Source organism: Helicobacter labetoulli (genome assembly GCF_003670275.1).
Taxonomy (GTDB): Bacteria; Campylobacterota; Campylobacteria; order Campylobacterales; family Helicobacteraceae; genus Helicobacter_C; species Helicobacter_C labetoulli.
The window spans coordinates 1-20,159 of the sequence record NZ_QXJF01000022.1 but is presented as its reverse complement, the minus strand read 5'-3'; the positions used below and the strand labels follow the sequence as shown (position 1 = coordinate 20,159).

At 39.5% G+C, this 20,159-nt stretch carries 14 protein-coding genes and 1 pseudogene; 10 read left to right on the top strand and 5 right to left on the bottom strand.

The genetic code is table 11. The features are described from left to right. Positions 1-191 precede the first annotated feature (191 nt). Positions 192-2,483 carry a hypothetical protein gene (locus tag EBF12_RS10265; RefSeq protein WP_244196516.1) on the top strand — a complete coding sequence of 764 codons (2,292 nt, stop codon included), beginning with the start codon at positions 192-194 and terminating at the stop codon, positions 2,481-2,483. Positions 2,484-2,493: 10 nt separating this feature from the next. Continuing rightward, entirely contained in the window at positions 2,494-3,696 is a 1,203-nt protein-coding gene (locus tag EBF12_RS10260; protein ID WP_121727566.1) for a glycosyltransferase family protein, read from the top strand. Positions 3,697-3,746: 50 nt separating this feature from the next. Here the strand turns inward: EBF12_RS10260 and EBF12_RS10255 are convergent, their stop codons facing one another. Continuing rightward, on the bottom strand, positions 3,747-4,703 hold the full coding sequence (locus tag EBF12_RS10255) for a fumarylacetoacetate hydrolase family protein (RefSeq protein WP_121727565.1): 957 nt from the start codon (positions 4,701-4,703) through the stop codon (positions 3,747-3,749). Positions 4,704-4,863: 160 nt separating this feature from the next. On the opposite strand from EBF12_RS10255, the gene ileS reads away from it, so the two are divergent. The 3 genes from ileS (at position 4,864) to EBF12_RS10245 (ending at position 10,363) form a co-directional block, all read left to right on the top strand. Beyond that, positions 4,864-7,668 carry an isoleucine--tRNA ligase gene (gene ileS / locus EBF12_RS10250; RefSeq protein ID WP_121727564.1) on the top strand — a complete coding sequence of 935 codons (2,805 nt, stop codon included), beginning with the start codon at positions 4,864-4,866 and terminating at the stop codon, positions 7,666-7,668. A gap of 34 nt (positions 7,669-7,702) precedes the next feature. Then, on the top strand, positions 7,703-7,852 hold the full coding sequence (locus EBF12_RS11325; RefSeq protein ID WP_167444804.1) for a hypothetical protein: 150 nt from the start codon (positions 7,703-7,705) through the stop codon (positions 7,850-7,852). A gap of 276 nt (positions 7,853-8,128) precedes the next feature. Next, on the top strand, positions 8,129-10,363 hold the full coding sequence (locus tag EBF12_RS10245) for a TonB-dependent receptor (RefSeq protein WP_121727563.1): 2,235 nt from the start codon (positions 8,129-8,131) through the stop codon (positions 10,361-10,363). Between the two features lie 96 nt (positions 10,364-10,459). On the opposite strand, the gene EBF12_RS10240 is transcribed toward EBF12_RS10245, so the two are convergent. Both EBF12_RS10240 and EBF12_RS10235 read right to left on the bottom strand, forming a co-directional pair. Then, entirely contained in the window at positions 10,460-10,981 is a 522-nt protein-coding gene (locus EBF12_RS10240) for a hypothetical protein (RefSeq protein WP_244196515.1), read from the bottom strand. 16 nt (positions 10,982-10,997) lie between these two features. Continuing rightward, on the bottom strand, positions 10,998-11,207 hold the full coding sequence (locus EBF12_RS10235; protein WP_121727562.1) for an alkylphosphonate utilization protein: 210 nt from the start codon (positions 11,205-11,207) through the stop codon (positions 10,998-11,000). Between the two features lie 191 nt (positions 11,208-11,398). On the opposite strand from EBF12_RS10235, the gene EBF12_RS10230 reads away from it, so the two are divergent. Next, positions 11,399-11,728: a hypothetical protein gene (locus EBF12_RS10230; RefSeq protein WP_121727561.1), complete on the top strand. Its 330-nt coding sequence runs from the start codon at positions 11,399-11,401 to the stop codon at positions 11,726-11,728. A 68-nt stretch (positions 11,729-11,796) separates the two neighbouring features. On the opposite strand, the gene EBF12_RS10225 is transcribed toward EBF12_RS10230, so the two are convergent. Together EBF12_RS10225 and EBF12_RS10220 are read right to left on the bottom strand one after the other, a co-directional pair. Next, positions 11,797-12,654 (bottom strand): LysE family translocator, encoded by an 858-nt coding sequence (locus EBF12_RS10225; protein WP_121727560.1) that lies wholly within the window; start codon positions 12,652-12,654, stop codon positions 11,797-11,799. 14 nt (positions 12,655-12,668) lie between these two features. Further along, positions 12,669-14,873 carry an NADP-dependent isocitrate dehydrogenase gene (locus EBF12_RS10220; protein WP_121727559.1) on the bottom strand — a complete coding sequence of 735 codons (2,205 nt, stop codon included), beginning with the start codon at positions 14,871-14,873 and terminating at the stop codon, positions 12,669-12,671. Between the two features lie 267 nt (positions 14,874-15,140). Here EBF12_RS10220 and dnaG point away from each other — a divergent pair, with 267 nt between their 5' ends. The 4 genes and pseudogenes from dnaG (at position 15,141) to groL (ending at position 19,988) form a co-directional block, all read left to right on the top strand. Continuing rightward, positions 15,141-16,799 carry a DNA primase gene (dnaG, locus tag EBF12_RS10215; RefSeq protein ID WP_121727558.1) on the top strand — a complete coding sequence of 553 codons (1,659 nt, stop codon included), beginning with the start codon at positions 15,141-15,143 and terminating at the stop codon, positions 16,797-16,799. Continuing rightward, positions 16,777-17,826: an argininosuccinate synthase domain-containing protein gene (locus EBF12_RS10210; RefSeq protein WP_121727557.1), complete on the top strand. Its 1,050-nt coding sequence runs from the start codon at positions 16,777-16,779 to the stop codon at positions 17,824-17,826. Before dnaG ends, EBF12_RS10210 begins: the two co-directional genes overlap by 23 nt. Positions 17,827-18,049: 223 nt before the next feature. Then, positions 18,050-18,313, top strand: a pseudogene (gene groES, locus EBF12_RS10205) (co-chaperone GroES); the annotation flags it as partial. A gap of 31 nt (positions 18,314-18,344) precedes the next feature. Next, a complete protein-coding gene (gene groL, locus EBF12_RS10200; RefSeq protein WP_121727555.1) occupies positions 18,345-19,988 on the top strand; it encodes a chaperonin GroEL in 1,644 nt (547 codons plus the stop codon). Positions 19,989-20,159: the final 171 nt, after the last annotated feature.

The window sequence follows — 20,159 nt, the reverse complement described above, 5'->3', positions numbered from 1 at the left end:
TGCAAGTTTGGGCGAACTCTCTTATGTGTGGATTATTGATAGAGAGACCCCACAGCTCAATGTTTTGCAAGATGAGATTCATAGCAATCAACCCCAAGATGATTCGCCAAAAGAGCCGCTAGAAAATGTAGAATCTCCTATGCAGTAAGCAAGATTTTGCCCTGCTCTTTTGCCACTATTAAAGGCTAAATATGAAACAATCTTTAGATATAGACCCAAAAAAGCAAGTTAGCACGGATATGCCCCTTAAGGCAAACACGCCAGAATCCACTTCATCCTTGCAAGATTCTGCTTCAAATCCTGCAGATACTATTTTGCACTCCACGCAAAGATGTCAAAAGGCTATGGAGTTTTTGCATATTGCCTTTGCCTCCTTGCAGCAGGATTCTAGTCAAGCCCATCTGGATTCTCTTATGCACGAGCTTAACTCTCTCACACATACAGATATAACTATGCTTATGCAAAATTCAAGTGGCAAGATTCTGCTTTGTGATTTTATTGCACTTTTGCGAGAGAGAATCTACACTTTGCTGACACAAGGCAGTTTGTGCGGGGTAAAATATCTCTCACTTTTACTTTTTACACATACAAAATGCGAGGGCATAGAGCAGGATATGCGTTTTGATGTGTTTATCACAATGGCACAAAAAAGCCTATTTATTGATACTCATAGCGATGTTGAGAATCTTTTATTTATTGAGCTATATATCGTGGGTAAGATTCTGCGGGATATGTGTGATTTTGAAAAGATTGTGAGTGAATATATTTCGCTCATCTCTCTTGTGGATATAAACCTTCCACTTTCTTTGGAACACGCAAATTTCATTGTAGGACATTTTGAAAGTTTAGGTGTAGATATATCCACCCTACTTAATGCTCTAAAAAAACAGCTCAATAAGCAAATATATTTTGCTTATCCTAAGCCTCGCAGACGGAGCATTTTGAATTGGCAGCTGCATTGTTTTTGGAATGTTTCACATTTTTTCAATCATCACGCGTGGCTTGAGCTTTATGAGCTATGGAAAGAGCTGCTTTATACTATGTTTGAAAATGGCGGCATAGAGGGTATTGATGAGGCGATGTATATGCAGTTTTTTATGTATCATATGTGCGGTAATAACTTTCACACGCAAGAGCAATGGGCTAGATTCTGCGAGGATATTGATAGGGTGGCAGTTGGGCATTATGAGAATTTTGCCAAAGCACAAGGCATTTATGGTGTGTCAAAAAGCAAACGGAGCGAGAAAATCCGCATTGGAATCTTGCGTGATAGACTAGTGGCAAATTCACCCTATAAGGTTGAATTTAGCCTTTTAAGCAATCTTTTAAGCAATAAGGCTTTTACAGATAAATACGAGATTAGAATCTATGCGATGAAACTGCTTGAAAAAAGCGTAGATGATGAAAAAATCGTGCATTCTTATGAGAATCTTGGCATACCGGTTATTGATGTGGTATCAGGCTTTCATACGCAAGGTTTTTATAACTCCCATTTGCAAAAGGCTCTAGCTATTAAGGAAGCATTAAATACCGATAACATCAGCATTCTTATTAGCCCAAATAATGGCTATGGTATAAGTGATTTTATCCTAGCCTCTCGTAGTGCATCTATGCAGATATATTATTCCCACGGCAATTTTGTCTATGATGTGCCTTGTGTTGATACCAAAATGACGCATATTTGTCAAAATAAGCGGCGTATTATCCACGAGGGCTATGAGTTTTATGGTGTGCCTGTAAAAATGCTAGAGAGATTCTATAATCCCCCGCTTGATACACAAGCTAGAGAGAAAATCGCACAAATCCGCAGCGAATTTCCGCAAGGCAGTGTGATATTGGGGAGCATAGGGCGATTGACAAAGCTAAATTCTAAGGAGTATTGGCAATGTGTGGTAGAGATAATGCAACGCTATCCACAAAGCATTTATCTCGCTTGTGGTGGGGGGAATGAAAGCCTTATAAGTGAGTGTATCACAAGCTGTTTTACACAAGAGGCAGAGGCTCAAGCATTTTTACAAAGGGTGCATTTCACAGGCTACATAGATAGTGGAATCTATGGGCATATTATTGATATATGGCTTGATAGTTTTCCATTAGAACAGGGAGAAAGTCGTATAGAATATGTCGCAAAGGGTGGGTTAAGCATAATGATGAGTAAGATTCCACAAGAGCAACGCATTGAGGGCATTAAAACTTCGCTTAAAGCTTGGCAGGGTATCCCAAATAAAGATGGCTCACATAAAACCCAAGAAGAAAGCGAACAAGCTTTCAAGCTTATAAAAGAATCTCAATTCCCACTCCTTGCATTTTCATCTAAAGAGTATGTGGAGAAAGCATTAGCACTTTTGGAGCATTTTGTATCGGGAGACAAGGTATATCTTAGTGAGCTTAAAGACAAAGGACAAAAAGCTAGAGCCATAGGCGATGAGATGAGAGAGTATGAAGGAATCTTGGCATTTATGGACGCCATTACACAAAGCTAAAGCAATAAATATGAAAAGGCATATTCTCATTCTAGTGGCGGCAAATATCTCAACCTGTCCGCGTCCTATGAGAATCTTAGAAGCACTCAAAGATGAGATAAAGCAGGGCAAGTATGAAGTAAGCGTTATGGGGATTGATAATGAAGATGGCAGTGCTATGGCTAAGATTCCGCATATTGCGACCTTTAGCTATCCTTACTATAAAAAGCGAAATTTTTTTGGTGAGCTACGATTATGGCTTGATGTGATGTGTGGGCGGTGGGATAGACTAAGCTTTATCAAAAATCGCCTTGTGGTAAAGGAGCATATCAAAACGCATAGGTATGATGTGATTATCTGCCACGATTTATTACTTTTGCCGGTGCTGTTTGCGGGACTAGATTCTAAAAGCAATAGGCAGGAAGTGCAATCTACACGCGTTATCTTTGATGCAAGGGAGTTTTATCCATTGCAAAATACAAGCTCACTGCGTTGGCGGCTACTTTTTAAGGCATTTAACACTTATTTGTGTAAAACTTATGCTAAAAGGGCGGATAAAATCTTTAGCGTATCGCCACGATTTTGTGAGCTGTATAAGGGGCAATTTGGCTTAAAAGCCGAGCTTTTGCTCTCACTTCCCCCATATTATGAGCTAAATGCCAAGCCTATAAATCCTCAAAAAATCAAGATTCTCTATCACGGAGCGTTAAATAAAAATCGCGATATTCATAAGATTATTTATCTTTGTCAAAAGCTTGATGGGCGGTTTTGTATAGATTTTATTTTTACAGGTGGGACAAAGCCTTATCGTAAAAAGATAGAATCTGCCATTTTAAGGCTACAAAAGCAGGGGTGTAATGTCAGGGTATTGCCCGCGGTGAGTTTGGAGCAAATAGTGCCATTTGGGAATGACTATGACATAGGTTTTATATACATTCCGCAGCACAATCACAATCTCCTTGCCACAATCCCAAATAAATTTTTTGAATATATTCAGTCGCGTTTGGCTTTACTTTTTCCACCCATTGAGAGTTTGCAAGACATTACTCAAAAATATGATAATGCTATTATCTCGCGTGATTTTAGCCTAGATTCTATGGCTCAAGCTTTAAATACTTTAAGCATAGATGAGATTATGAGAAAGAAGCAAAGCTCACACACCGCCGCCTTAGAGCTAAATATCAATCAAAATATACAAAAAATCCGCAATACACTTACAGAGCTTTTATCTTAAGAGCTAGATTCTCAATCACAAATTTTATACGCATTTTTATGCATAACATTTTACACAACACTATTTTTCAGTGTGCCAATAGATTCTATCTCGCATACCACTTCATCGCCCTTTTGCAAAAATCTAGGCGGGTTAAATCCCATACCAACACCGCTTGGCGTCCCCATAGAGATAATGCTCCCCGCTTGTAATAGACAATAATGCGATAGCTCATACAACGCACTTGCCACATCGCATATCATTAGCGAAGTGTGAGAATCCTGCCTAAGCTCGTTATTGACATAGCTTTTTATGGCAAGATTCTGTGGATTTACATCTTTAGCATAAAGCACACAAGGTCCCATAGGCAGAGAGCCTTGCAGTGATTTGCCCATATACCATTGCTTGTGCTTTTGCTGAATGTCTCGGGCGGAAATGTCATTGATGATAGTGTAGCCAAAGATAGAATCTAACGCTTCTTGTTTGGTTTTAGGCTGATAGAGATGGGATTTTAAAATCACACCTAGTTCTACTTCATAATCAAGCTTTTGGGTTAAATGGCTATGGGCTGCAATGGGGGCATTATGAGGCGTGGTGTAATTCACGCGTTTGCTAAAATACACCGCATTTTCACGCTTTTCATCAAAAACCTCCTTTTTAAAAGCTGCTGATTCTCTAGCGTGATCAAGGTAGTTTATGCCAAGGCAAATCACATCTTGTCTAGGCATAGGAATGGGGGCTAGAAGTGTAACTTGCGACATAGAAAACGCATAAGGGCAGGTGTGATATTCCCGCATAGAATCTAGCATTTCTTGTGTGTGAAACTGAATAAATGTCAGCATATCGGTGTAGATTCTAGGAATATCGCTCACAAAGAGTTTAGAAAAGGGGTAGATTCTATCGCCATTTTTACTATCTTCTATGAGTAGTCCAAGCTCACAAGGTTGGGTAAAAAGGGCAAACGCATCTAGGGCAGAATCTTTAGCATACAAATCACACGCATAAGGCACAAAGCTTACAAATTTCATTTTTAATCCTTTCTCTTAATATTTTTAGAATCTAGTGCAGAATCTAGCATCGGCAAGTGGCATATTCTAACACAAAGGGGGCAAAAATTAGGATTTTTTGCTACAATCCTAGCTTTGTTTTTACTTTTCGTGTTTTTATTTTTTCAATAGGGAGCAGTCAATGGACTACAAAGAGACTTTAATTTTACCCCAAACTACTTTTCCAATGCGAGGGAATCTTCCCCAAAATGAACCGCAAACCTACTCGCAGTGGAGAGAGAACAATCTCTATGAGCGATTGAAAAACGCCAATAAGGGTGCAAAAAGCTTTGTATTGCACGATGGACCACCTTATGCAAATGGACATCTCCATATAGGACACGCACTCAATAAGATTCTAAAAGATATTATTGTGAAGTATCATTATTTTAAGGGAGAGGATATTTTTTACACGCCCGGTTGGGACTGCCACGGATTACCTATTGAACAGCAAGTGGAGCAAAAAATCGGCAAAGAAAAAAAAGATAGTTTAGAGAAAACAAAATTGCGGGAATTATGTAGGAATCACGCACAAAAATTTATAGAGATTCAAAGTGATGAGTTTCAGGCTTTAGGTGTTTTGGGGGATTTTAAGAATCCTTACAAAACAATGGATTTTGCTTTTGAGGCACAGATTTACCGCATACTTATTGCTCTTGTCAAAGAGGAGCTTTTAGCAGAGCGATCTAAGCCTATTTATTGGAGCTGGGCTTGTGAGAGTGCTTTGGCTGATGCAGAGGTGGAATACCAAGAGAAGCAATCAGATTCTATTTTTGTATCTTTTAGCCTAAGTGAAGCGGCTTTAAACACACTTGGAATCCCACAAGGCAAACTTATCATTTGGACGACTACACCTTGGACACTTCCAGCAAATGTGGCTATCTCGCTGAACCCAAATGAATCGTATGTGCTTACCCTTGATGGCTATATCGTGGCAAAAGCCTTGCATAGCAAATGTAAGGAGAATCTAGGCATTGGTGAAATCGCACAAGAATTTAGTGCTAAAGCTTTTGAAAACCTTGAAGCCATTAATCCGCTTAATGGCAGGACTTCACTTGTGATTTTAGGCGAACACGTGAGTATGAGTGAGGGCAGTGGAGTGGTGCATACAGCCCCCGGGCACGGCGAAGATGACTACTATATCGGGCTAAAATATAATCTACCTGTGATTATGCCTGTTGATGATAAGGGAAATTTTAGCCCACTTGTTGAATCTATGGGACTTGTGCCAAAGGAATATGTGGGTGAGTTTGTGGGGAAAAATATCTTTGAAACACACGAGAGTGTTTTTAAGATTCTAGGCTCTAGCCTTTTGAAAAAAAGTGTGATTACACATAGTTATCCGCATTGTTGGCGATCACACAAGCCGGTCATCTATCGTGCGACAACGCAGTGGTTTATTCTACTTGATAAGCCTTTTTATGAGGGCAAAACGCTTAAAAGCTTGGCATTAAGTGAGCTTGAAAAGGTAAGATTCTATCCGCAAAATGGCAAAAATAGAATCTACTCTATGATTGAAAATCGCCCCGATTGGTGTATCTCTCGGCAGAGAGATTGGGGTGTGCCTATTGCCTTTTTGGTAGATAAGGACACTAATGCACCTTTGCTTGATATAGAAGTGCTTGAGTTTATAGCAGAGATTTTTGAAAAGCAGGGCTGTGATGCGTGGTGGAGCTATGAGATTAAAGACTTACTCCCACAAAGCCATAAGCATTTGGCACAAAACTTAAGCAAAAGCAAACATATTCTTGATGTATGGTTTGATAGCGGTAGCACTTGGAGTGCGGTATTAAAAAATAGCTATCAAAATAAAAATCTCTATGATGCAGGAGAACACCCAGCGGATATGTATCTTGAGGGGAGTGATCAGCACAGAGGGTGGTTTCAAAGCTCTTTGTTACTCTCTTGTGCGGTGAGTAAAATCGCACCTTACAAGCAGATTCTCACTCACGGCTTTACCTTTGATAGAAATGGCGAGAAAATGAGCAAGTCTAAAGGCAATGTCATCGCCCCAAGCGAGATTATAAAAACGCAGGGCAGCGAGATTCTGCGTTTATGGGTGGCTTTAAGTCAATATCAAAGCGACCAAAATATAAGCGATGAGATTTTAAAACAAGTAGGAGAGCAGTATCGCAAGATTCGTAATACTATCCGTTTCCTTCTTGCTAATGCGGATATTGAGGCAAATATGATGGTGGGCTTTGATGAGTTAGGAGAGATTGATAGGTGGATACTAAAAACTTGCGATAGCGTATTTGATGAGGCTTATAGCTACTTTGATACTTATGATTTTGCTAAGGCGTTTCAAGTGGTGATGAATTTTTTGAGTAATGAACTTAGTGGAATCTACCTAGATTTGTGTAAGGATATTTTATATTGTGATAAAGCAGATTCTGTGCGTAGGAGAGCGATTTTAAGCGCGATGGTGCTACTAGCCCAAAGACTTTTGCATTTTATCGCCCCTGTGCTGACATACACAGCAAATGAAGCCTTTAATCACGCAAGTTCAGCTATAAAGGGTGGTGGAAAGGATATTTTTGAACTCAAAAGATTTGCGTGTAAGGATAGATATAATGTGAATCTAGATGTGGATTTTGCCTTGCTTTTAAATGTGCGGGAGAGCTTTGGCGAGGCACTTGATAGCCTAAAAAAGCAAAAAAGCATTAAGTCTTCGCTTGAAGTTGAGATTGTGTATTGTGAAGATTCTCTCTTGCCAAAAGATTTTACTTTGCTTGATAAGTGGCTGATTGTTTCACGCGTATATGCGGACAAGACGCTTAAACAGGTAGCTACAAATGCAGATGTGTTGGCTCATTTTAGCGTAGAAGAACATAGCTTTGCTATATGTAAGGCACAAAAAGGTCGCTGTGAGCGGTGTTGGCAGTTTATTGTAGAAGAAAATGGAGCATTATGTGAGCGTTGCTCTGCTGTGGTAGCGGCACTTTAAATCGTGCAAATACATTTTTATAGAGGGCTTGTATATGGGGTTTGAATTTTTTGGCTTAAAGGTGTGGGATTTCAGTCAGCCATTTGGCTACTTTGAGGTTTTTAGTGGTATTTTTGTTGTGCTATTTTGTGCATTTGTGGGATTTTTAATTTTGCGGCATTTTCGCCCTAAAAAATTTGAATAATAAACTCCCATAAGTGTTGTTTGGCAGCACGGCTATAAGCTAACCTAAACTTGCAAGTGCAAGCCTCTTTTCTACAAAAAAGTCAATAAAACACAAAAAGCCTTAAGCAATGAAAAGGGCAATAGGAAAGATGATATAGCACACAACGCCAAAAACACAGGCAAGATTCTATAAAAGTTACAAAATTTCTTTTATATATATATATTAGTATTACTATTTTAAATAAAGTATGATTTTGGTAATATCTTTTTTATTTTTTACATAAAGGATATTACGATGAGGTCAAAAGTATTTTTCATCATCAATTTAATAGGTGTATCTTATGTGGGCTTGGTGGCTAATGAAGCATCTGTGAATCTTGGCAAAAGCATAGTGAGTGCTTCGCGTGTGGATACGCCTATCAATGAGGCACCGGGCAATGTCAGTGTGGTAACACAAAAAGAGATTAATCTCCGCCCAAATTACAAATTTAGCGATACATTGCGTGGTTTTGAGGGGCTACAACAAAGTAAATCACGCGGTATGGATACTTTTGATGGCGTGAAAATTCGCGGATTAAGCGGTGCTGCGGTAATGGTTGATGGCATTATGCTAAATGACATAAACAACAATACAAAAATGCTAACAGCTATGAATGCCGAGGATATTATGCAAGTTGAGGTGGTGCGAGGGGCATTTTCAAATATTTATGGCAGTGGTGCGGTTGCTGGAGCGATTAACTTTATTACAAGTATGCCTACTGCTTTTGAGACAAGGGCGAGTTTTGGCTATGGTAGTGCATTGGGAAATGACTTTGCCCCAAAGAATACATTTCGTGGGTATGTGAGCATAGGCGATGCGTTTTTGGATAAAAGGTTGCGACTTAAGGCGTCTTTTAGCACGACACATTCACAAGGCTATGCGGCAGATTCTGTTGTGGTAAGTAATGTAAGTGGCTATCAAGGTGGAAAACCAACGCTAGATTCTAGCACAGGAGTGGTGAAGTATAATATCGGCGATATGGGGAATCAGGCATATCAAACCTATGATAGCACATTGAGAGCTGAATATGATATAGGCGATGTGGGGACATTAAGCGGCTATGTGCGATGGAATATGTATAGCTATGACCATAAAAATCAACGCACATTTTTAACTAAAGATGGCATGCCAAGCTATGGCGATAACACAAAATATGACAAAAGTAACAAAAACGAACCAGCTCCTATTCTCTATGGGCTACATATCGGCAAGGAAATGTATCATCAGTTAGTCAGTGCAGTGGGTTATAAACATTATTTTGTTAATGATAGTCATATAGAGCTTAAGTTCTCTCGCATTGATGGGTGGGATAAGTTTAATAATCCAGATGGTGGCAAGAATCCCACAAGTGCAAATACGAGTATATATGGCGGTGCAGGGTCGCAAACAAACCATCGTTATGAGACAAACAACCTTGATTTGCTCTATCTTGCAAATGTAAGTGAAAATCACAGAATCCTAAGCGGTGTGCAGTATCGGCATAATATTTACACGCAAACGCTAGATTACATAGCAAATTGGAAAGATTTTAACTCCGCTTTTCAAGGCAAGGCAGATTCAGGCTATGCTCAAGGGGGTAAAAGTGCAAATGTGGGTGTATTTAGCGAGTGGCAGGGAATTTTTTTTGAGAATCTTAGCACAAATATTGGTGTGAGGTATGATTTTTGGCGGGGTTATGATGTGTATAAGGATACTGATTTTTATGCGACAAATACAAAGCAAAGCTTTAGCCCTAAAATCTCATTAAATTACGCCTTCAGCCAAAACACAAGGCTTAAATCATCATTTGGTCAAGCCTTTAAAGCCCCAAATTTTGGGCAAATGTTTACTAACCGAACTTTAACCGATGGCACTCCAATCAAGGGAAACCCAAACCTAAAGCCCGAAAATGTCATAAGTTTTGATGTGGGCTTTGAGCAAGATATTTCCACGCTTTTTGGTGATGATACAAGAGAGGGTGGATTCAAACTCTATTATTTTAATAACACAATGACAAATGCTATTATGCAATATACGCAAAATCACCCCCTCAAAGGAATGTATGATAATCTTGGTAAAAATCGCATTCAAGGAGTGGAAAGCTCTCTTATCTTGCCTTTTGGTTATGGTTTGAGTATGCATTTGACCTATACTTTTATGGATTCTAAGATTCTAAAAAGTATAGAATCTAACACAGAAGGCAATAAGGTTGCCGGGATTCCAGCACATATGGCGTATGGAGCGATTAATTATGATAAGGGGGGCATTTATGGGTCTTTTGGCGTAGAGTATGCAAGTAAGCCCTATAAAAACGCGAACAATACACCAACGCCAAGTGGTGTATATGGAGCGACAGATAGCTACACGATTGCGGATTTGCGTTTGGGGTGGCGTATAAATAAGCATTTTGATGTAAGCTCAAATATCACAAACCTTTTTAACCACACTTATTATAGCTATTATCGTGCGAGTGGCAGGGCATTTTTTGTCTCACTTTCAGGGAGATTTTAGGGGATTTTGAATTTTAACAAGCAAAGCGAAGTTTCTTTAGAAAATCTCAAATTGATGAGAAAGTATGGGTTTAAAGTGGGAGGTTGGGAAGCAATCTTAATGTTGAAGCTGTGAGCTTATGGTATCAGCAAGGCTAAGTTGGGAGTTTATAATCCATCTATTTTGTTCATAATTCACAAGATGAAGTTGAGATTCTACTACTACTTTGTCAAAGTGGATTTTCACAAGGGCGGTTGCGGTAGGCATTATGGAGCTAGAATCTTGGGGGTTTTGAGCTTTAGAATCTTGCGTCTCAATCTCATCTGGTGTAATGTGTAAAATCTCCACACGCTTATAACCACCTAGCATTTTTGCACGCGTGGATTCTGCTGCGACAAAGAGATTGGCTAGGTTGGCATTTCCCATAGATTGAAGGGCAAAGCCATAGCTAGAATAATGTAGATATTTGTCTAAATCCCCGCCAAACAGCCCTTGCATATAGCCTTCTATCGCTTGTTCTTGTGGAGTTTTTTGCCCTTCGCACCCAAGGAAGGTAAAACATAGTAAGCTTATAAATAAAGAGCATAGGGCTTGTTTTGTGGCATTGCGGAGTTTGTGAATTGAGATAAAGCGAATCATCAAGTAGGACTTTTGGCTATATCTTTTTAAGAAAACAGGTTTTTAGCACGACCACGCCACATTTATCAACCCTAGCTTCAATCTCATCATCTTTGTTTGTGAGCCTGATATTTTTAATTGTCGTGCCGCGTTTAATGGTGCTTGAAGCCCCTTTGATTTTTAAATCTTTAATAACGCTGACACTATCTCCGGCATTGAGCTGTGTGCCATTAGAATCTTTTGCCATTTGTTCCCTTTAGAATCTTGTGAAATACGATAAAACAAAGCAGTATTATAAGTGTTTTTGTGCATATTTGCAAGGAAAAATAAGAATGCGTGGTATAACCCTTGCTTAAATAACGATAGTGGCGTATGATAAAAGCTAATGTGTTTAAACGCAAGGACGATACTTGTATATCTAAAACAAAGGAGAAGGATATGGCACTTACACCTATTGGCAATGTTACCTATATCAATCAAAACTCCCAAGTTGGCTCTATGCAGCACGCAAATGCAATGCAAAAGGTGGATTTTGCACTCAATGCAAATATGCAGGAGTTTGTAGATAAGCTTAAAGCCGTGCAGGAAGTCGCTCCAGCACAGGAGACAAAGGCTATTGACCCTGATGATAAGCAGGAGAAAAAAAACGAGCAAGAAGCTCACAACGATTCAGCCCAGCCTAGTGAGGAGGAGAGTCTGGCTGTGGTAGAAGATGAAAGTATTGCTTGTGTGAGTGATGAGGTGCATTTGCTTGATATTAGAGCGTGAAAAAAGGGCGTAAATACTAAGATTTTGTGTTTTTTGGCTGTGGCTTTCTTAGTTTGTCGGGCTGTGATTCAAGGCAGATTCAGGCTTTGGCATTGGGCATATAAAGATATAAATCCATACACAACGCCAAAGATTCCAATCATTACTAGCACCATATCGCCAAGTAAGACTATGGAGGTTTCAAATCGCTCTAGTTGTATCTTTTGGGAGATGTAGCTTAGAGTGAGTAATAGGCTAAAATCAAGTGCTATCCACGATAATGTGAGGACTGCAAGGCTAAGATACAGAGAGTGTGTTATACCCAAAAACTGCGGAAAAAAGGCGATGAAAAATAAAATGTCTTTGGGGTTTGATAGGCTTAGGAATAAGCCTTGTAAGAAAGGGCTGTATTTGTTTTGCGTTGTCTTTTTGGTGCTTTTAAGGGAGTTTGATATTGAAACAGCGGCACTACCACTTAGGTAGCTTCTTGTTTCAATATCTGCACAGCCCTGAAAATCTCCTAAAGATATTTCCGCAGCTGGGCTGTTTGCATTCTTTTGGGAATATTGATTTTGTGAAGTTTTGTGTGCATCTCTGTTAGAATCTGCGTGTTGAAGTGAATCTCTATCGCATTTCCTTTGTTTGCAATATCCCAAAAGTGAGCTAAAACCAAGATAGAGTATAAAGGCACAGCCTACAATACTCATAATCCCAAGCATAGATTCTGAAACTTTAGCTACACCTAAAATCACCGCAATGCTTACAGCGATAAGCAAGAGTGAGCCTAGATTTGTCCCACAGATTGTTTTTAAGGCTTGTGTGCTTTTTGTCTTAGAATCTTGCCCTTTTAGCGTATTTTTTAGCACAAGGGCAACAACGGGACCGGGTGTGGCAATGAGTGTAACAACAGCACCCAAATACGCACCAAACAAGGTAAAATTTAGCATTTTAGTTGCTAAAACTATTTCTTAGCAATTCGTTCAATCACTGCATTAAAGCTTTTGCTTGGTCGCATAATGGCTTCTGCCTTACTATCATCAAATTTATAATATCCGCCTAGATCTACTTTCACGCCTTGTGCGGAGTTAAACTCTGCTCCAATAGAATCTTGCTTAGATTCTAGCTCATCGGCAATGGGCTTAAAAAACGCTGCAATGCTAGAATCTGCACTTTGCTCTGCTAATGCCCTTGTAAAATACATCGCCAAGTAAAAATGGCTTGTGCGGTTGTCATCTTCGCCTACTTTGCGTGAAGGGGCTTTGTTGTTATCAAGCCATTGTGAAGTCGCCACATCTAGCGCGTCTGCTAAAACCTTTGCCTTAGGGCTATTTTGCTTTTGTGCGTAAAACTCTAGGCTTGCCTGCAAGGCTAAAAACTCACCCAAGCTATCCCAACGCAAATGATTTTCTTCTACAAGCTGCTCTACCTGTTTTGGTGCACTGCCTCCAGCTCCGGTTTCAAACATCGCCCCACCATTTAGCATAGGCACGACTGAAAGCATTTTCGCACTTGTGCCAAGCTCTAAGATTGGAAAAAGGTCAGTCAAATAATCACGCAAAACATTCCCTGTAATAGAAATGGCATTTTTCCCAGCACGGATAAGTCGCAAAGATTCTAAACACGCCTCTTTTGGGGCTAAAATAGCTATATCTTTGCCTAATTCTTGCAATCTCTTTTTGACTAAATCAATCATAATCTTATTGCTTGCTCTTTTTTCATCAAGCCAGAAAATCGCCTTATCCCCTGTAATATCCGCCCTTTCAATCCCTAAATCAATCCAGTTTTGCACCGCATCAAATTTTGCCTGATTAGCACGATAAATATCGCCCTTTTTCACGCTATGAGTAAGCAGCACCTTATCATTAGAATCTACAATGACAAACTCTCCATCATTTGGGGCGACAAAGGTTTTATCGTGTGAGCCATATTCTTGTGCTTTTTTCGCCATTAAGCCTACATTGCTAACACTGCCTAGTGTGGCAGGATTTAGCACTCCATTTGCCTTTAAGTCTTCAATCACCGCTTCATAAATAGTCGCATAAGTCTTATCAGGAATTACTGCATTTGCATCGCATTCCTTGCCGTCTTTATCCCACAATCTCGCACCATTTTTCAGCATAGCAGGCATTGAAGCATCAACGATAACATCACTTGGGATATGTAGATTTGTAATGCCTTTGTCGGAATTTACCATAGAGATTTTGGCACTTTTTTGCAAAATCTCATTGTATTTAGCTAGAATCTCCGCTTTTTTCGGGCTAGATTCTATCTTTGTAAGCAGCTCATTCACGCCATTATTGGCATTTACGCCTAAAGATTCTAGCTCATCTTTAAATTCCGCAAAAAGCTCTTTGAAATAGGCTTTGACCGCATAGCCAAAAAGGATAGGATCGCTTACTTTCATCATCGTAGCTTTTAAATGCAAGGAAAATAGAATGTCTTGCTTTTTACAAGCTTCAATTTGGGCTTCATAAAATGCACTCAATTTTTGTGCGTCCATAAAAGTGGCATCTAAAATCTCATTTGTCTCTAGTTTTAGCCCATCTTTTAGCACTTTTTGTCCGCTAGAATCTTTGAAAATAATCTTTGCTGTTGTGGGAGATTCTATCAAAACCGCCTTTTCATTATCAAAGAAATCGCCCTCTTTCATATAGCTCACACAGCTTTTTGAGTTTTTATCAAAGGGTGTTACGCGGTAAGGATTTTTCTGTGCGTAGGATTTTACAGCATTGGTGCTGCGGCGGTCAGAATTGCCTTGTCTTAAAACAGGATTGACCGCTGAACCTAGCACTTTTTGGTATTTCTCTTTCACCGCTTTTTCTTGCTCATTTGCTGGCTCATCGGGAAACTCTGGCACATTGTAGCCTTTTGCTTGAAGCTCTTTTATGGCATTTTTAAGCTGTGGGATTGAAGCGGAGATATTTGGAGTTTTGATAAGGTTTGCACTAGGGGTTTTGACAAGCTCACCGAGTTTGCTTAAAGCATCTTCTACGCGTTGATTTGGGGCGAGATTCTCGGGGAATTGAGCCAAGATTCTAGCACTTAGAGAAATGTCTGAAGTCTCTACTTGAATATCTGCGTGGTCTAAAAACGCCTTTGCAATAGGCAAAAACGAGTAGGTCGCTAATGCTGGAGATTCATCTGTGAGTGTGTAAGTGATTTTCATCGTGTATCCTTTTGTTGTGAAGTTGAAAATGTTTCTAGTATAGCAAAAATCATCATTTTTGGAATAATAGACAAGATTTTTTTAAACTTTTGCATTCATAAGGGCGGATAGGTAGCACTTTATGATGATGTGGGTTGTCATTCTTGATGTTATGCTTTAGTTAGGGCTTAGCTAGAGTTTGGCACAAAAGAGTTAGAATCTAAGCTTTTTTTTTATACAATTTTTGCCAAAAAATATATACTAAGCATTTAAAGGCATTAATTTAATATGGGCATAAGCAAACATTCAATTGAAACACTCAAGCAGACTTTAGATATTCTTGATGTGATTGGCTCGGTTGTGGAGCTAAAAAAGAGTGGAAGCAACTATGTAGCGTGCTGTCCATTCCACGATGAGAAAACGCCTAGCTTTGTAGTTAGCCCAGTGAAAGGATTCTACCATTGCTATGGCTGTGGTGTGGGCGGAGATGCGATAAAATTCCTTATGGAATATGAAAAACTTAGCTTTGTGGAGAGTGTGGAGAAAATCGCAGCGATTATGAATTTCACGCTTGAGTATGAAACGAGCTATGAGAAAAAGCCCGATTTTGCCTTGCTTGATGAGGTTATGCGGTTTTATCAAAAGAATCTTTTAAATCATAAGCCATCTTTAGACTATCTTGCCTCTCGCTGTGTGGCAAACTCAAGCATTGAAAAATTTGCTTTGGGCTATTGTGGGGCAAGTTTTGAGACGATTAAATTTTTAAATGCTAAGGGATTGAACAAGACTGAAGCGTTGGAATATGGCGTGATTGGCAAAGATTCTGTTTGGGAATATGCACGATTTAGCGATAGAATCATTTTTCCCATTCATTCCCCTAGTGGCAAGGTTGTGGGCTTTGGCGGACGCACGATGAGTGGGGCGAATGCCAAATATATAAACTCCCCACAAAGCAAGATTTTTAATAAATCAAAACTACTCTATGGCTACTATATTGCTAAAGACAAGATTTATAAGCAAAAGAAAATCATTGTGTGTGAGGGATATCTTGATGTGATTATGCTACATCAAGCGGGGTTTGATTATGCGGTGGCGACACTTGGCACGGCTTTAACCAAGGATCACTTACCGCTTTTGGCTAAGGGAGAACCAAAAGTGATTTTAAGCTATGATGGCGATAAGGCTGGGATTAATGCAGCTTTTAAGGCAGCTAAGATTCTAGCTGCAAGTGGCAAAGATGGAGGCGTTGTGATTTTTGCTAACGGAATGGACCCTGCCGATATGGTGGCAAATAAGCAAATCAATGAGCTTAGCGATATGTTTGCTAATCCTGTGCCATTTGTGGATTTTATACTTCAACATATAGCTAAAAACTATGACCTAAATAATCCCTTGCAAAAAGAAAAGGCATTAGCTGAATCTACGCAGTTTCTTCATACGCTTAGCCCTGTTTTGCAAGAGGAGTATAAGCCCACACTTGCACACCTGCTTTCTTTACCCATACATTTGATTGGCTCAAAACGCCTTCCACAACACAATCCACTTACATTTACCACCCCAACGCAAGAAATCGCTGAATCTGTGCTGATTAAGACTTTGCTTGAAAAGCCTGAATGGATTGATTTTGCATTAGAATACATTGACATATCTTTATTTGTTTATAAAAGGGCTGAATTTACCAAGCTTGTGGCAAATGAACATCAAGATTCTGCGTTGATTGCCCTAATGATTAATGAGAGAATAAGGCCCATAAATGATTTACCTTCGCTTAAAGAACATTTGCGATTATTCATCACTCAAGCTTATACGCAGATTCTATCTCAAATACCGCATTACACCGGTATGAATCTGCAAGAAAAAAGCATATTAATGAAAGAGATTAAAACCAAAATCTTGCAATTAAAAAAAGGAGAATTATTACCCTATGTTAGCTCTAGCACTTTTTAGCGGAGGCTGCGATAGCCTCATTTCTATGAAATTACTTAAAGACCAAGGCATTGATGTGATTGCATTGCATTTTAACATCGGCTTTGGCGGCAATAAAGATAAGTTAGAATATTTTCAAAATGCCACGGCACAGATTGATGTGGAATTGCAAGTCCTTGATATAAGACAGCAGTTTTTTAATGATGTGTTGTTTAAGCCAAAATATGGCTATGGCAAGTATTTTAACCCCTGCATTGACTGCCACGCAAATATGTTTGCTAATGCGTTTGATTATCTGCTGAAAGTTAATGCGGATTTTGTGATTAGCGGAGAAGTGTTGGGGCAGCGTCCAAAATCCCAGCGTAAAGAAGCCCTAGATCAAGTGCGAGGGCTTGTGCGAAAGATAGGGCTAGATTCTAAATTTGATAGAATCTTAAGTCGTGATGGGAGTGATAACAGTAAGCCTAAAACTCTTGATGAGCTGCTTTTGCGTCCTATGAGTGCCAAGCTTTTAGAGCCAAGCTTTCCAGAGAGAATGGGTTGGGTAGATAGGGAGAGATTGCTTGATGTGAGCGGACGCGGACGCACAAGGCAGTTAGAGATGATTAAGGCGTATGGATTCAAATATTTTGAAAAGCCTGGGGGAGGTTGCTTACTAACACAAGATTCTGTGGCGTTAAAGATTAAGGATTTAATCTCGCATCGTCAAATGCATTTTGAAGATATAGAGATGGTGAAGGTTGGACACTATCTAGTGCTTGAAAATGGTGCAAGGTGCGTTATTGCAAGAAATGAGGAGGAGAATGCCAAACTCGCTACACCAAATCCGCAAATGGAGCAAATTGTTTTGCTTGATTGTGTGGGACCACTTGGGATTGTGGAGAGTGGGGCAAGTGCGGAGGATAAGATTTTGGCTGGACGCATTGCATTGAGCTATGCTAAAACGGAAATTGATAAATCCTATCAAGTCAAAATTGGCTCCGTAGTGCATACGCTCACGCCACTTGAGCGGCAAAAAGCACAAGGATATTTGCTGCTTAGTTCTTAGGAAATTTGTTTGTGGATTCTGAAGTTTGAATTTTATTGTGATTTTATGGTGCCACATTAGAGTTTATAGAATCTATGATATATAAATTTAGTTTAATAGACTAAAGTTTTTTTATAAAAATGATATAAAGTATTGACTTGTTTAATAAGTTAATATAAAATTCTCGCACTTCAAAAATTGAGTGCTAAATTTTTGATAATTTTATAATGACAAGGAGTTTGATATGAAGTTTAAACCTCTAGGTGAAAGGGTGCTTGTAGAGCGTCTTGAGGAAGATACAAAGACAAGTTCGGGTATTATCATTCCAGATAATGCAAAGGAAAAGCCACTTATGGGTATTGTAAAAGCAGTAAGTGCTAAGGTCAAAGATGACAAGACATTGAAAGAAAACGATCAAGTTGTATTTGGCAAGTATAAAGGCACTGAAATCAAGCTAGATTCTAAAGAATATATAGTTTTAGAGCTAGAAGACATTTTAGGTGTTATTGAAAAATAAATTTTAATGTAAGGAGTAAAAAATGGCAAAAGAAATTCACTTCGCAGATTCAGCGAGAAATAAACTCTATGAAGGTATCAAGCAATTAAGCGATGCGGTTAAGGTAACTATGGGACCAAAGGGACGCAATGTTCTTATCCAAAAAAGTTATGGTGCGCCTACAATTACAAAAGATGGTGTATCTGTGGCAAAAGAAGTAGAGCTTGCTGACCCTATTGCAAATATGGGCGCACAGCTTGTGAAAGAGGTAGCGAGTAAAACTGCTGATGCAGCAGGTGATGGGACAACTACGGCAACTGTTCTTGCATATAGCATTTACAAAGAGGGCTTAAGAAATATTACAGCTGGGGCTAATCCTATTGCTGTTAAACGCGGTATGGATAAAGCGGTAGCGGCGATTATTGATGAGCTTAAAAAAATTAGCAAAAAAGTTGGCGGGAAAAGCGACATCGCACAAGTAGCCACAATCTCTGCAAATTCTGATGAAAATATCGGCTCACTTATTGCAGAAGCAATGGAAAAAGTCGGCAAAGATGGTGTTATCACGGTTGAAGAAGCTAAGGGGATTAATGATGAGCTAAGTGTTGTTGAGGGTATGCAATTTGATAGAGGCTATCTTTCTGCGTATTTTGTAACAAATACGGATAAGATGACTGCCCAGCTTGAAAATGCCTATGTGCTTTTGACAGATAAAAAAATCTCAAATATGAAAGAGATTTTACCTTTGCTTGAAGCGACTATGCAAAGTGGCAAACCACTTCTTATCATTGCTGAAGATATTGAGGGCGAAGCGCTTACAACTTTAGTGGTGAATAAACTCCGCGGTGTGCTGAATGTATCAGCAGTTAAGGCTCCGGGCTTTGGCGATAGGAGAAAGGCAATGCTCCAAGATATTGCTATCCTTACAGGTGGGCAAGTCATTAGCGAAGAGCTTGGCAAGACACTAGAAGCGGCTACTATTGCTGATTTAGGAAGTGCCGCAAGAATTGTGATTGATAAAGATAATACGACAATCGTTGATGGCAAGGGCAAGGCAAAAGATGTCAAAGATAGAATCGCACAAATCAAAATGGAGATTGAAAATACAACAAGTGATTATGATAGAGAAAAGCTCCAAGAGCGTTTGGCAAAGCTTAGCGGTGGCGTGGCTGTTATCAAAGTAGGTGCGCCAAGCGAAGTAGAGATGAAAGAGAAAAAAGATCGCGTAGATGATGCACTCTCTGCGACAAAAGCCGCAGTTGATGAAGGCATTGTAGCTGGAGGTGGTGTGGCTCTTATTCACGCGGCTAAGAAAGTGAATCTAAAGCTTGAAGGCGATGAGGCGATTGGCTATGATATTATCAAACGCGCAATCAAGGCTCCATTGGCACAAATCGCTAGAAACGCAGGACACGATGCGGGCGTGGTAGTCAATAAGGTGCAAGAAGCAGAAGGCAGTGGCGGTATCTATGGCTTTGATGCAAGTAAGGGTAAGCATGTGGATAGTATGTTTAAAGAAGGCATTATTGATCCATTGAAAGTTACTCGCATAGCGTTGCAAAATGCGGTTTCTGTATCAAGCTTACTTTTAACAACAGAAGCCACAATCAATGAAATTAAAGAAGATAAACCAGCTCCTGCAATGCCGGATATGGGTGGAATGGGAGGTATGGGCGGAATGATGTAATCCCCCAAGCCTTTGTTTAGCTACAAGATTCTGTTTCTCTTATGGAATGGAATCTGTGTTTTTCATTTTTATCTCTATCTAAAAAGGAGTCCCCTATGCAACTAAAATCCACATTAAAACAACTTGTTAAAAATAACCCACTCTATAAAGACTTTATCCGTCCTATGCGTG